Genomic DNA, 13,259 nt, shown 5'->3' on the forward strand with positions numbered 1-13,259 from the left:
TCCCAAGATTGAGATCAGTTTCGTCGCAACTCAGATCGTTCCGCCGAGCGAGCCTTCCAGCTCCGCCAGTTCCTTGCCGCCGGCCATCAGGTCCTGCAATTCTTCCGGCTTGATTTCCCCGCGCTTTGCCGTGCCGAGCGTCTTGCCACGGTTGAGCACCGTAAACCGGTCGCCCACCGCCATGGCATGGCGCACATTGTGGGTGATGAAGACGACACCGATACCACGCTTGCGCACCTTGTCGATGGTGGCGAGCACGTTGGAGGTCTGGCGCACGCCGAGCGCCGAGGTCGGCTCGTCGAGGATCAGCACCTTTGCCCCGAAATAGACCGCGCGGGCAATCGCCACCGTCTGCCGTTCGCCGCCAGACAGCGTCCCGACTGCCTGGCCGGGTTCGCGCAGATGGATCCCCATCGAGGCCATCTCGTCCAGCGTGACCTTGTTGGCCTTGTCGAAGTCGATGAACTTGAACGGTCCAAAGCGCTTCTCCGGCTCGCGGCCCATCCAGAAATTGCGCGTCACAGACATCAGCGGGATCATCGCCAGATCCTGGTACACGGTCGCAATCCCGGCGCCCATGGCATCCCGAGGGCTGTCGAAGGTGACCGGCTTGCCGTCAATCAGGATCTCGCCGGAGGACGGCTTGTGCACGCCCGACATGGTCTTGATGAAGGTGGACTTGCCGGCCCCGTTGTCACCGAGGAGGCAATGGCATTCCCCGGCCTTGACCTCGAAGCTGACACCAGCAAGCGCGATCACCGGCCCGAAGTGTTTCTGAATGTTCTTGAGTTCGATGAGCGGGGCGGACATCAGCGTTCTCCCGTGATCATGCGACGGATGTAGGTGTTGAGGATCACGGCCAGGATCAGGATCGTACCCAGGAAGACCCGGAACAGGGAGCTTTCGGCACCCGAGAAGAACAGCCCCTGCTGCACCACACCGAAAATGATCGCACCAAGCGCAGCACCGATCACCGAACCATAACCACCGGTCAGCAGCGCCCCGCCGATCACCACGCAGATGATCGCTTCGAATTCCTTGAGCAGACCACGGTCGGCTGCGGCCGAGCCGAACTCGATCACCTGACAGGTGGCAAAGACGCAGGCGCAGAAGGCGGTGAACATGAACATCAGAACCTTCACCCGCGCCACCGGCACGCCGACATAGCGGGCCGCCTGGGCATCACCGCCTGCGGCGAAGATCCAGTTGCCGAATTTCGTCCGGGTCAGGACAACATGTCCGAACGCGACGAGCAGCAATGCCCAGACCACAAGCATCGGAACGCCCTCAACCACGGGCTGACCAGCGCGGGTGCCGGCCACAAACGTCTCGATCAGACCCATGTCAGCAAACCAGGCAAACAGGTCCTTCAGCACAACGCCGCCGAACAGGAAGGCAAGCCAGTCGTTCTGGGCAACGTCCTTGACGCCGCCAATGATGGTCTGGCGCGTGGTCAGGATCGACAGCCAGATGGTCAGGCCGCGAAGAATATAGAGGAACGCGAGGGTGACGATGAAGGATGGCAGGCCCGTCTTGATCACCAACATGCCGTTGACCCATCCCAGCGCCATGCAGATGGCAAAGGCAGCCAGGATTGCGGCCCAGACAGGCCAGCCCATCTGTACACTGAGAATGGCGATGACAACGCCCGCAAAGCCGATCATGGAGCCGACTGAAAGGTCGAACTCACCCGCGATCATCAGCAGGCAAGCGCCGACGGCGATGATGGCGAACTGGGCGGAGACGACGGTCCAGTTGCGAATGCCTTCCGGCGAAAACATGCCGGAATCGCCGGCAATCAGCAGGAAGAACAGGAAGACCAGAAGGGTGCCGGTGGTGGCGCCCAGTTCGGGCCGGATCATGGCACGGCGCAGGGCCGAGACCTGCTTGATGCGCTCGTCCGTCATGGATGCCTCGATTGTCAGGAAGTCGCTCAAAAAGGAGCCGGGGCAGCAGGCCGCCCCGGCAGGCGGACGTCTCGTCTGGGAGGAGACTTAGCGGTACTGACCAGCCAGCTTTTCGACCAGTTCGATGTTGTCCTTGGTCACGAAGCCCGGGCCGGAGTTGACCGGATTACTCGGCATCACGCCGTAACGGGCCAGGTTGGTCAGGAACACGACCGGCAGGTAGCCCTGCAGGTACGGCTGCTGGTCGATGGCGAAGTCGATCTTGCCTGCCTTGATGCCAGCGGCAATCTCGCCGGAGAGGTCAAACGTGCCAAACATCATGCTGCCAGCCTTGCCGGACTGCTCAAGCGCCGCCAGCGTCGGGTGGGCCGAGGTCGGACCAAGCGCCAGGATGGCGTTGGTGTCCGGATTGGTCTGCAGATAGGCCGAGACCTTGTTCTGGATTTCGGCCGGGTCCTGGCCCGCGTCAATCATCTGGTTGCCCAGCTCGACGCCAAGCGCAGCGGCAAAGCCCTGGCAGCGCTCAACCGAGGCCGGGTTGGTGATGTAGTGGTTGACGCAAAGAAACTTCTTTGCGCCGGCAGCGCCCAGACGCTCGCCGGCACCGAAACCGGCGTCATACTCCGGCTGACCCACATGGGTGAGTGCGCCGAGCTTCTTGGACTGCTCAACCGTGCCGGAGTTAATGGTGATGACCGGAATGCCGCGCGCGACGGCTTCGGTGATCGGACCAGAGAGAACGTCGTAGTCGGCAATGGTCACGATAATGCCATCCGGCCGCGAGGCAGCGGCCTGCTCGACGATACGGGCCATGTCAGCGAGGTCACCGGTCGGCGGGTTGCGGTACTCGACCGACACCTTCATCTGGTCGCCGGCAACGGCAATGGCGTTCTTGATCGTGTTCCACCAGCTGTCGCTGTCTGGAGCATGACTGATCAGGACAAACTTCTCGCCTTCTGCAGACGCAGGCGCGGCAAAGCCGGCAACAGCAAACACGGCCGCAGCAATGGCGGTCAGGGTCTTTCTCATGAATTCCTCCCAAAACGGTTCACCCGGCGGCTCCCTCCGTCCGGGCCGCGCGGCGTCTGGGCAAACCCACCGCCAATCGCGATGGAATATTCATTCTATTTTTCGATTCAATGCAACAACTTTTTTATGGCTCAATTCTACGTCCCGCACCAACAGCCACCGCCAGCGCGATGGCAAGCGACAGCGTGGCCGAGAGCGCACGGAAGGAACCGAAGTCCACTTCAGAGACGGAAAGCACCGTGGCATCAAGCTTTTGCAGCGGGCTCATCACCGTGTCGGTAATGGCAATGACCGGCAGATCAAGGCCCCGCGCCACCTCCGCCAGTTCCACTGTCTCCGCACTGTAGGGCGCAAAAGTGATCGCAATCAATGCATCCCCAGGCCGCAGCGCATGGCGGCGATCGAGCTTGCCAACAGCGTCATGCAGCAAAGCCGGCACGTTCATCTTCTCGAAGGCATAGGCGAGATATGCGGCCACCGGAAAGGTGCGGCGCAGGCCGATGATATGGACCATCTGTGCCTCACTGAGGAGTTTGACGGCGCGGTCCAAATTTCGGCTATCAACAGTATTTGCCAGATTTTCCAGAGACATACGCCCTGCATCAATGAATTCCGCGAGAAGCGCTGACGGGCTGCCAGCCCCGCTTTCACGCAGGTTCTTCAGCCGTGTCGCATAATCCGGCCAGCCTTGCGAATAAGCCTCGCGAAATAATCGCTGCATCTCCGTGTAACCGGAAAAGCCGAGGATCTTGCAAAAACGCATCAAGGCCGAGGGCTGCACTCCGGCCGCCTGCGCCATATCGGCAACCGTCGAAACGGCGATCCGATCCGTGTTGGCAGAGAGATACTCTGCACATTGCCGCAGCCGCTTGGGCAAGGTCTCCGACGCCTCGAGAAGGCGGGCATGGAAAGCCTCGATGGTCCGGGGAGCCTGTCGTTGCGACATCGCGATTCCTTGCAGGGCACTGTTCTCTCTTGACAAAACAAGATAGCCCCGCGATGACAGAATTGGAACAAAAATTCCATTTCACATCGGGAGGATGGTGAATGACCCTGGGGATAGGTCTGATCGGCACAGGCTTCATGGGCAAAGCCCATGCGCTTGCCTGGCGCAATGCCCGCGCGGTGCTGGGAACCATTCCCGACGTGCGCCTTGAACTGCTCTGCGACACGCCGGCCGACAAGGCGGCAAGCTTTGCCAGCCAGTTCGGTTTCGCCCGATGGGCAGATGACTGGCAAGCGCTGGTCAGCGATCCAAGAGTAGACATCGTTTCCATCACGACGCCGAACCGCTTCCACAAGGAAATGGCCCTGGCCGCGCTGGCCGCCGGCAAGCACGTCTGGTGCGAGAAGCCGATGGGCCTGACGCTGTCAGATGGCGAGGAGATGGCGGCGGCGGCAGCAGCCAGCGGCAAGACCACGATGGTCGGCTACAACTACATTCGCAATCCGGCCTTCCGCCACGCGCAGAAGCTGGTGGAGGCCGGGCGGATCGGCCGCCTCGTGCATGTTCGCGGCATCGTTGACGAAGACTATCAGGCCGATCCCGATCTCGCCTGGACCTGGCGCGCCCATCTCGACGAAGCCGGTCTCGGCACCCTTGGTGACCTCGGCTGTCATCTCGTCTCGATGCTGATGGGCCTCTGCGGCCCGATCGAAAGCCTTGTTGCCGACATGCAGACGGTCCACACCACCCGTCCCCTGGCCGACGGATCGGGTCGCGGCGCGGTCGAAAACGAGGACACGGCCACGGCTCTTCTGCGCTTTGCCAGCGGCGTGCATGGTTCCCTGTCCACCTCACGCTCCGCCTGGGGCCGCAAGAACCGTCTTGGCTTCGAGCTGCATGGCACGAAAGGCATGATCACCTTCGACCAGGAACGCATGAACGAGCTGCAGCTCTATGTGAACGAGGGACCGAAGGCCGAGCAGGGCTTCCGAACCATCCTGTCTGGCCCGGAGCACGGCGTCTATGGCGCGTTCTGCCCCGCTCCCGGCCATCAGGTCGGCTTCAATGACCTCAAGATCATCGAGGCGGCGGAATTTCTCACAGCCATCACAACCGGCACCCGGCCGCACCCGGATTTCGCGGCGGCGCTGGAATTCGAAAAGGTCATCCACGGCATCGCCGAAAGCGCACGCACGGGTCGTCGTATCCGCCTTGCCTGAGATCCTGCCCGCGTCGATCTCGTCGGGGCCGGCGCGGCGCAAACTGTCTGCTGCGTCCGGTGCTAACCGGTGTGCCGCGCGGCTTTGAGCCGAGCGGCGCGCCCGCCCCGTCGCCCCTGTGCAGCGGCGGCGGCCGTTGCCACCCGGGCCAAATCTGTCACCTGCACAAGCGCCGGGACCAGCACCGGGCCGAACCGCTTGCGTTCTGGCTCAGGCACGTCATGGCCTTGCTCCAGCCTTGCAACAGCTGGATACGCGCTCAGGGCAAAGCCGACGAGATCATCGATCCGCTCGCGCCCTTCCAGTCCGCCAAAGACATAGGCAAGCCCGTCTCGGACAGTGAAAGCCATCAGGCATCCGTCGTTGGATCCATCCGATTGCGGGCAGCCGCTGCGCACCCGTCCAGTCAGGTGCGTGTCTGCCAGATCAAAGGCTTCAGCCACATCACCGGCCAATGCAATCTGCCGCGCAAGCAGACGCGCCATGATGCAGGGACGTCCCGTTCGCCTGCACAGTGTCGAAAAACCATCGGCACTGCCAGGCGCGGATGTTGGTGATTGCGAGACGCTATCAGGATGAGAGGAAATGCAGTCCACCGTGTCGCCCTCCGCGAACGGACGCGGGGTGGTCGGGGCCGCAAAGCTGGATGCGGCCGGATCTGGGTCCGGAAACTGCGCGTGCCATCTTGCCTCCTGCCGGGGCACCCCGCCCGGGTTGGTTCAAGGGATGATGGCAGGTCTCCTGACTTGCGGGTCACAGCGCCCCTGTCCCTTCCCGGCCAGCCCGGCCAGTGGTTTCGACAGGTATGCTCTCCGCCTACAGTTGCGGGGGCAGTCCCGGATTTGGCTCGTTTCAACAACGGCGCCGCACCGGATTCCCTTTTCATCGTCCCGACGCCTTTGCACGTCGGAACGAACCATCGCCCTCACGCTAGTTCACGTCGAAGCGCAAGGCAACCGCTGCCAAAGGCGGATGCACAGCAGCCGTTGATCAGCGGAACAACAACACAGGCACCTTGCAGGCGCGCAGCATCTGGGTTGTCGTCGACCCGATCAGCAGCGTCCGGATCCGGGAATGGCCATAAGCCCCCATGACCAGGAGATCGACAGCCTCACGTTCGATGGCCTCGGCAATCACCGTCTCCGGGGCGCCGTCACGAACTTCGGCTGTCACGGTAAAGCCGGCGCCCTCAAGCTGTGCCTGTGCCCCGTCCAGTTTGCGCTTCAGCTCGACGCCCGGGCTGCCCGCCATCAGCAAGCGGGCCTCAAGCCCGGCCAGCAATGGACTGCGCGCCACATGATCCACCGCCTTCAGGCTGCTTGTGCCGCCATCGAAGGCAATCAGGAAACGCTTCAGCGGCTTGAAGGCCCGCGAGGCCACAAACAGCGGCTTGTGACTTGCCCGGGCGAGACGCTCGAGATTTGACCCCAGGTGCAGTTTGTTGAAGTCTGCCGCTTCGCCTCGCTTGCCGACGACGATCATCGCAGCTTCCGCTTCAAGGTCCGCGAGAGCCTCCACGACTTCGCCATGCCGCAGCCGTTCGCTCACGCTTACGCCACCTGCAGCGACGATACCCCTGGCATCTTCCAGCAGTGCCCGGCCCTGCTTCTGGGCCAGCTTTGCCCGTTCCTCGTCAAGCCGTGTGAGTTCGGTCAGCAGAGCCGTCCGCGCACCAAGCGCAATGGAACCGCTGAGATCGGCGCTTTCAGCGGCAGGACGGGTCAATACATGCACGAGTTCAACCGGCAGTGACAGGCGGCCGGCGATCCAGGCCGAGTGCTCGCAGACGCTGCGCCCGTAGACGGAGGCGTCCACCAGGGCAATGATCTTGTTACTCATCCTCGGATCTCCTTCAATGGGCCATCAGCTTGTCGAGCGCACCCGGCTTGTCATGCAAAGCCAGGCGGTCAACGATCGTTTCACTGGCCTCATTCAGACCGACAATCGTGACTTCAGCCCCTTCACGGCGGAACTTCAACACCACCATATCGAGGGCTGCCACGCTGGAAATGTCCCAGATATGCGCCCTCGACACGTCGATGACCACACGTTCCAAAACTTCCTTGAAGTTGAATGCCGCAGAGAAGTCTTCAACCGAGGCAAAGAACACCTGCCCCTCGACCACATATACCCGCTCACGCCCATCGGCGGACAGGTCTGACGTCACGCGGAAGATCTGGGAAATCTTCCAGGCAAAGAAGATGCCCGAAAGGAGAACCCCGACGAGCACACCAATGGCCAGATTGTGAGTATAGACAACGAAAAACACGGTTGCCAGCATGACAATGGACGAGCTTCTCGGATGATCGCGCAGGTTCTTGATCGATGACCAGCTGAACGTCCCGATGGACACCATGATCATGATCGCGACAAGCGCCGCCATCGGGATCTGGCTGACCCATTTACCGAGAACAACGATCAGGAACAGCAGGATGACGCCGGCAGCAAAGCTCGACAGGCGCCCGCGCCCACCGGATTTCACGTTGATCATCGACTGCCCGATCATGGCGCAACCGGCCATGCCGCCGAAGAAACCGGTGACGAAATTCGCAACGCCCTGGCCGACACATTCCTGATTGCGATCAGACGGCGTGTCCGTGAGATCATCAACAATCTGCTGCGTCATCAGGGATTCCAGCAGACCGACAGCGGCCACAGCAACTGAATACGGCAGAATAATCAGCAGAGTGTCGAGGTTCAGCGGAATATCCGGCAACAGGAACACCGGCAGCGTCGACGGCAGTTCGCCCATATCGCCCACTGTACGAACATCAAGGCCGAACCCGATTGAAAGCGCGGTCAGGACCAGAATACAGATCAGCGGCGACGGCACGGCCTTGGTCACATAGGGCAAGAGGTAGATGATCCCAAGGCCCGCGGCGACCATCGCATAGGTCAGCCACGTCACCCCGATCAGTTCCGGCAACTGGGCCAGGAAGATCAGGATCGCCAACGCATTGACGAAGCCAGTCATTACTGAACGCGACACAAACCGCATAACGAAGCCAAGCTTCAGCAGCCCTGCCCCAACCTGCAACACACCGGCAAGGATGGTTGCCGCCAGCAGGTATTGCAGGCCATGGTCCTTGACGAGGGTCACCATCAGCACAGCGGTTGCTGCCGTCGCCGCTGAAATCATGCCCGGGCGACCACCAACGATCGCTGTGATCACGGCAATCGAGAACGAGGCATACAGCCCGACTTTCGGATCGACGCCCGCAATGATCGAAAAGGCGATTGCCTCCGGAATGAGCGCGAGGGCAACGACGAGACCGGAAAGAAAATCCGCGCGGACGTTGCCGACCCATTGGGTCTTGTAGTTGGAAAAAGTAGTCATCAGTGTCCTGTTCAGATGATCAAAACCCCGTTGCCGCGCAGGCGCGAATGTCTGGCGGCGGGGCAGATTGGTCGATCAAGTGAATTGTCCGGCGGATCGGCGGCCGGAAAAGCCACCCGGATTTGCACCGGGTCCAGATGAGTACTTTCTCCTACTTCATTTCATACTGCATCGCAACATGCACATCAGGCCGCAGCTTGCACCTTAACCCCGCATCCGGCGCAAGCTGCGACAGCGCTTCAACCCGGCACCCGTGCGATCACCTTGATCTCGAAGTCGAATCCGGCAAGCCAGTTGACACCGATTGCAGTCCAGTTCGGATATGGCGCGTTGGGGAACACGTCTTGCTTCACGGTCATAAAGGCAGGAAACTGACCTTCCGGATCGGTGTGAAACGTCGTCACATCTACAATATCGTCAAACCCGCAACCGGCCGCATCAAGCGTCGCAGCAAGGTTCCGAAACGCCAGACGAACCTGCTGTTCGTAGTCTGGCTCGGGCGTGCCATCCGGGCGGCTGCCCACTTGGCCAGAGACGAACACCAGGCTTCCTGAGCGAATGGCCGCTGAGTAACCATGTTGCTCATAAAGGGCATGTCGTCCGGCGGGGAAAATTACTTCTCGTTGTGTCACTGGCTTTGCCTCGCTCTGCATGCCACCGCGCGATCGCTCATTGCACCGGGTGGCCCCCCCTCGGGAGTTTGATATACGATACGTATGCAGACTAATTGACATACGGATTGTATGTCAATTTCAAATACGCATCGTATGTGAATGGACCTGACATGGTGACAAGCCGCGCACAAAGCATGGAAGAAAACAGGATCAAGCTCATCGCTTCTGCCAGGCAGGCTTTCGCCGAAAAGGGCTATGCCGCCGCATCCATGGACACCTTGACCGCGAATGCCGGACTGACCCGCGGCGCGCTCTACCATAACTTCGGCGACAAACGAGGGCTCTTCGCCGCTGTTGTCGAGCAGATCGACACGGAAATGGCAAGACGTGCCAAGGTGATCGGCAGCAAGGCCGGAGGGAAATGGCCGGGCTTGCTCGCAGAGGCGGCCGCTTACATTGAAATGGCGCTGGACCCGGAGATCCAGCAGATCGTCCTGAGGGACGGCCCCGCCGTTTTGGGAGATCCATCCCAGTGGCCGAGCCAGAACAATTGCCTGCAGGTGACCCGGCAGGCAATTGAAGACCTTGTCAAAGACGGGACGCTTATCGCGGTTGATCCGGAAGCTGCCGCCCGCCTCCTGAGCGGGGCAGCGTTCAATGCAGCCTTGTGGATCGCCGCCAGCCAATCACCACACACTGTCCTCGACAAAGCCATGTCCGCCTTCACGGCAATGGCCAGCGGCCTCCTGGCAAAGCCGGTGACTACCCCGTGAAACGGCCCGCGCGATGGCGATCAGACAAGGCCTCTGCTCCGCACTAGACGCTCATGGTCGCTGCAACGGCGGTTTTCCAGGCGTCATACTTGCGCGCGCGCGTCGCCTCATCGATGCGTGGCTCGAAGCGCCGTTCGATAGCCCAGCTTTCGGCAAAGCCATTCATGTCAGGGTAGACGCCGGCTTGCATGCCGGCGAGCCAGGCCGCACCCAGGGCGGTGGTTTCCAACACGGTCGGCCGGTCCACAGGTGCACCGAGAATGTCGGACAGGAACTGCATCGCCCAGTCATTGGCGCTCATGCCGCCGTCAACGCGCAGCACCGCTTGCCCGGCTGCATTCGCCCAGTCGACCCGCATGGCCTCCAGCAAATCACGGGTCTGGTAGCCAACGCTCTCCAGAGCTGCCTTGGCGAATTCGCCAGGTCCCGAGTTGCGCGTCAGGCCATAGATCGCGCCGCGGCAATCGGGGCGCCAGTAAGGCGCGCCCAGGCCCGTAAAGGCAGGCACCAGAATGACTGACTGGCCCGGATCTGCCGTCTCGGCCAGCGCCTGTGTTTCCTTCGCCTCGCGGATGATCTTGAGCCCGTCGCGCAGCCACTGCACCACGGCACCGGCGATGAAGATGGACCCCTCCAGCGCATAGGTCGGCTTGCCGGCGATCTGGTAGGCGATGGTGGTCAGGAGCCGGCTTTTCGAAGTCACCGGCGTATCGCCGGTGTTGAGCAGGGCAAAACAGCCCGTGCCATAGGTGGACTTCATCATGCCCGGCTGGAAACAGGCCTGTCCCACAGTTGCCGCCTGCTGGTCCCCGGCAACGCCCAGGATCGGGATTTCGCGACCGAACAGGTCGGCGCGCGTGTGGCCGAACTCGGCGGCGCAATCCTTCACCTCGGGCAGCATGCCCATGGGAATGTCGAGGAGCTTGCAGATGTCTGCGCTCCACTCGCCCTTGTGGATGTCATAGAGCAGCGTGCGCGCCGCATTGGTCGCATCCGTGACATGCACGGCGCCGCCGGTGAGACGCCAGATCAGGAACGTGTCGACCGTGCCGAACAGCAATTCTCCTCGTTCGGCCCGCGCGCGCGCGCCCTCGACCGTATCAAGCACCCACTTCAGCTTGGTGCCGGAAAAATAAGGGTCAAGCAAAAGACCCGTCCTGGCCGCAACCATCGCCTCATGGCCTTCGTCCTTGAGGCGACGGCAAAGGTCCGCTGTACGTCGGTCCTGCCAGACAATGGCGTTATAGACCGGCTGTCCGGTATGGCGGTCCCACACGACTGTGGTCTCGCGCTGATTGGTGATACCGATGGCGGCTATGTCATGGCCGCTCTTGCCGGCGCGCTCGATGGCCGCGCGGCAGGAGCCAGCTGTCGTCGACCACAGATCGGCAGGATCATGCTCCACCCAGCCCGGATGCGGATAGATCTGCGGAAACTCTTCCTGCGCGCTGGCGACAATCTTCAGCGACTTGTCGAACAGGATGGCGCGGCTGGATGTCGTCCCCTGGTCGATGGCGAGAATATGCGTCACGTCGGCCTCCCCGATTGCGCCTGATCTTGCTGTCAGCGTCTGGTCATTCCGCTTAACAGGCTGACCTGGTCAGCTCAATGGCCCTAGGCCAGCTTTGGCCAGACAGGTGTCAAAGCTGAAGCCATTGCGCTCACCATGTCAGCCCGAAGGCGGGACCTTGCGGCCCCGCCCCCGGTTGTCGATGGGTACATGCTTATTTCCAGGACGCGATCAGCTCGTCATAGGAGACGGTGATCGGCTGTTCCTTCTCATTCGGAATCGGGCCCTTCGGCGCACCCGGCTGCTCGAACCAGTACTCAGCGGTCTGGACCTCGTTCAGCTTCGGGCCGAACTCGCCCTGAACGCCGGCTCGTTCCAGGCGCTCAAGCACCTTTTCCTGCTCGGCGCAGAGCGCATCCATGGCTTCCTGCGGGGTCTTCGCACCGGACGACGCATCGCCGATGTTCTGCCACCACAGCTGGGCCAGCTTCGGATAGTCCGGAACGTTGGGGCCGGTCGGCGACCACTGCAGACGAGCCGGCGAGCGGTAGAACTCGACCAGACCGCCAAGCTTCGGTGCACGCTCGGTGAAGCTGTCATGCTGCACCGTCGACTCGCGAATGAAGGTCAAGCCAACGTGGCTCTTCTTCACGTCCACGGTCTTGGAGGTGACGAACTGGGCATAGAGCCAGGCCGCCTTTGCACGGTCCACCGGGGTGGACTTCATCAGCGTCCAGGACCCGGCGTCCTGGTAACCGACCTTCATGCCCTCTTCCCAGTACACGCCATGCGGCGAGGGAGCCATGCGCCACTTCGGCGTGCCATCCTCGTTTACGACCGGCAGACCCGGCTTGACCATGTCGGCAGTGAAGGCGGTGTACCAGAAAATCTGCTGGGCAATTTCGCCCTGGGCAGGAACCGGACCGGCTTCGCCGAACACCATGCCGGCAGCAGCCGGGGGCGCGTACTTGTTCAGCCACTCGATGTACTTGGCGATCGAGTAGACGGCAGCCGGGCCGTTGGTGTCACCGCCGCGGGTTACGCAAGAGCCGACCGGCTGGAAGTTTTCGTTGACGCGGATGCCCCACTCGTCGACCGGAAGGCCGTTCGGCTCACCCTTGTCACCGGCGCCAGCCATCGACAGCCATGCATCGGTAAAGCGCCAGCCAAGCGACGGGTCCTTCTTGCCGTAGTCCATGTGACCATAGACTTTCTTGCCGTCGATTTCACGGCCGGTGAAGAACTCTGCGATATCTTCATATGCAGACCAGTTGACCGGGACGCCGAGCTCGTAGCCATACTTGGCCTTGAAGTCAGCCTTGTTCTTTTCGTCGTTGAACCAGTCATACCGAAACCAGTAAAGGTTCGCGAACTGCTGGTCAGGCAGCTGGTACAACTTGCCATCCGGACCGGTGGTGAACTTGGTGCCGATGAAATCGGCGAGGTCCAGACTAGGGTTGGTGACGTCCTTGCCTTCTTCCGCCATCCAGTCGGTCAGGTTGCGCGCCTGCTGATAGCGCCAGTGGGTGCCGATCAGATCGGAATCGTTGATGTAGGCGTCATAGATGTTCTCCCCGGACTGCATCTGGGTCTGCAGCTTCTCGACAACGTCGCCTTCGCCGATCAGGTCATGGGTGACCTTGATGCCGGTGATCTTGGCGAACGCGTCGGCGAGAACCTTGGCTTCGTATTCATGGGTGGTCAGCGTCTCGGAGACGACCTTGATTTCCATCCCCTTGAACGGAGCGGCAGCGTCGATAAACCACTGCATCTCCTTTTCCTGGTCAGCGCGGCTGAGGGTCGACATGTCGCCGATTTCTGCGTCCAGGAACGACTTTGCTGCATTCATGTCAGCAAAGGCGGCTCCGGTCGAAACCAGCATGGCGAGCGCCATAGCCGTCGAAGTGTAATACACTTTCATTC

12 protein-coding genes, 1 riboswitch and 1 other annotated feature are annotated in these 13,259 nt (G+C 61.4%); of the genes, 2 read left to right on the forward strand and 10 right to left on the reverse strand.

The genetic code is table 11. From position 1 onward, the window contains the following. Positions 1-30 precede the first annotated feature (30 nt). The 4 genes from ACTIFE_RS11465 to ACTIFE_RS11480 form a co-directional block, all read right to left on the reverse strand. On the reverse strand, positions 31-810 hold the full coding sequence (locus ACTIFE_RS11465; protein WP_439529288.1) for an ATP-binding cassette domain-containing protein: 780 nt from the start codon (positions 808-810) through the stop codon (positions 31-33). Then, positions 810-1,907, reverse strand: coding sequence for an ABC transporter permease (locus ACTIFE_RS11470; RefSeq protein WP_439529289.1), 1,098 nt, complete (start codon positions 1,905-1,907; stop codon positions 810-812). The genes ACTIFE_RS11465 and ACTIFE_RS11470 overlap by 1 nt, the downstream gene beginning before the upstream one ends. 87 nt (positions 1,908-1,994) lie before the next feature. Beyond that, positions 1,995-2,936 carry a sugar ABC transporter substrate-binding protein gene (locus ACTIFE_RS11475; RefSeq protein WP_439529290.1) on the reverse strand — a complete coding sequence of 314 codons (942 nt, stop codon included), beginning with the start codon at positions 2,934-2,936 and terminating at the stop codon, positions 1,995-1,997. Between the two features lie 124 nt (positions 2,937-3,060). Beyond that, complete coding sequence (locus ACTIFE_RS11480) at positions 3,061-3,882, reverse strand: MurR/RpiR family transcriptional regulator (RefSeq protein WP_439529291.1); 822 nt, start codon at positions 3,880-3,882, stop codon at positions 3,061-3,063. Between the two features lie 101 nt (positions 3,883-3,983). Between ACTIFE_RS11480 and ACTIFE_RS11485 the strand changes: the two genes are divergently transcribed. Next, positions 3,984-5,102: a Gfo/Idh/MocA family protein gene (locus tag ACTIFE_RS11485; protein WP_439529292.1), complete on the forward strand. Its 1,119-nt coding sequence runs from the start codon at positions 3,984-3,986 to the stop codon at positions 5,100-5,102. Between the two features lie 62 nt (positions 5,103-5,164). Here the strand turns inward: ACTIFE_RS11485 and ACTIFE_RS11490 are convergent, their stop codons facing one another. The 4 genes from ACTIFE_RS11490 to ACTIFE_RS11505 form a co-directional block, all read right to left on the reverse strand. After that, positions 5,165-5,587: a hypothetical protein gene (locus ACTIFE_RS11490; protein ID WP_439529293.1), complete on the reverse strand. Its 423-nt coding sequence runs from the start codon at positions 5,585-5,587 to the stop codon at positions 5,165-5,167. Positions 5,588-5,816: 229 nt separating this feature from the next. Then, positions 5,817-6,038, reverse strand: a riboswitch (cobalamin riboswitch). Positions 6,039-6,092: 54 nt separating this feature from the next. Continuing rightward, the gene (locus tag ACTIFE_RS11495) at positions 6,093-6,941 is read right to left on the reverse strand and encodes a universal stress protein (RefSeq protein ID WP_439529294.1); all 849 of its coding nucleotides are present in this window, start codon (positions 6,939-6,941) and stop codon (positions 6,093-6,095) included. A 13-nt stretch (positions 6,942-6,954) separates the two neighbouring features. After that, the gene (locus tag ACTIFE_RS11500; protein WP_439529295.1) at positions 6,955-8,439 is read right to left on the reverse strand and encodes a SulP family inorganic anion transporter; all 1,485 of its coding nucleotides are present in this window, start codon (positions 8,437-8,439) and stop codon (positions 6,955-6,957) included. An 82-nt stretch (positions 8,440-8,521) separates the two neighbouring features. Next, positions 8,522-8,577: a sequence feature (sul1 is cis-regulatory element that is thought to sense ions involved in sulfur or methionine metabolism; They are found in Alphaproteobacteria), on the reverse strand. 101 nt (positions 8,578-8,678) lie between these two features. Further along, positions 8,679-9,071 (reverse strand): RidA family protein, encoded by a 393-nt coding sequence (locus ACTIFE_RS11505; RefSeq protein ID WP_439529345.1) that lies wholly within the window; start codon positions 9,069-9,071, stop codon positions 8,679-8,681. Between the two features lie 152 nt (positions 9,072-9,223). Here ACTIFE_RS11505 and ACTIFE_RS11510 point away from each other — a divergent pair, with 152 nt between their 5' ends. Next, the gene (locus ACTIFE_RS11510) at positions 9,224-9,826 is read left to right on the forward strand and encodes a TetR/AcrR family transcriptional regulator (RefSeq protein WP_439529296.1); all 603 of its coding nucleotides are present in this window, start codon (positions 9,224-9,226) and stop codon (positions 9,824-9,826) included. A 43-nt stretch (positions 9,827-9,869) separates the two neighbouring features. On the opposite strand, the gene glpK is transcribed toward ACTIFE_RS11510, so the two are convergent. Next, the gene (gene glpK, locus ACTIFE_RS11515) at positions 9,870-11,357 is read right to left on the reverse strand and encodes a glycerol kinase GlpK (RefSeq protein WP_439529297.1); all 1,488 of its coding nucleotides are present in this window, start codon (positions 11,355-11,357) and stop codon (positions 9,870-9,872) included. Positions 11,358-11,550: 193 nt separating this feature from the next. After that, complete coding sequence (locus ACTIFE_RS11520; RefSeq protein ID WP_439529298.1) at positions 11,551-13,257, reverse strand: ABC transporter substrate-binding protein; 1,707 nt, start codon at positions 13,255-13,257, stop codon at positions 11,551-11,553. Positions 13,258-13,259: the final 2 nt, after the last annotated feature.

Origin of the sequence: Pannonibacter sp. (assembly GCF_051860505.1) — a bacterium.
Taxonomy (GTDB): domain Bacteria; phylum Pseudomonadota; class Alphaproteobacteria; order Rhizobiales; family Stappiaceae; genus Pannonibacter.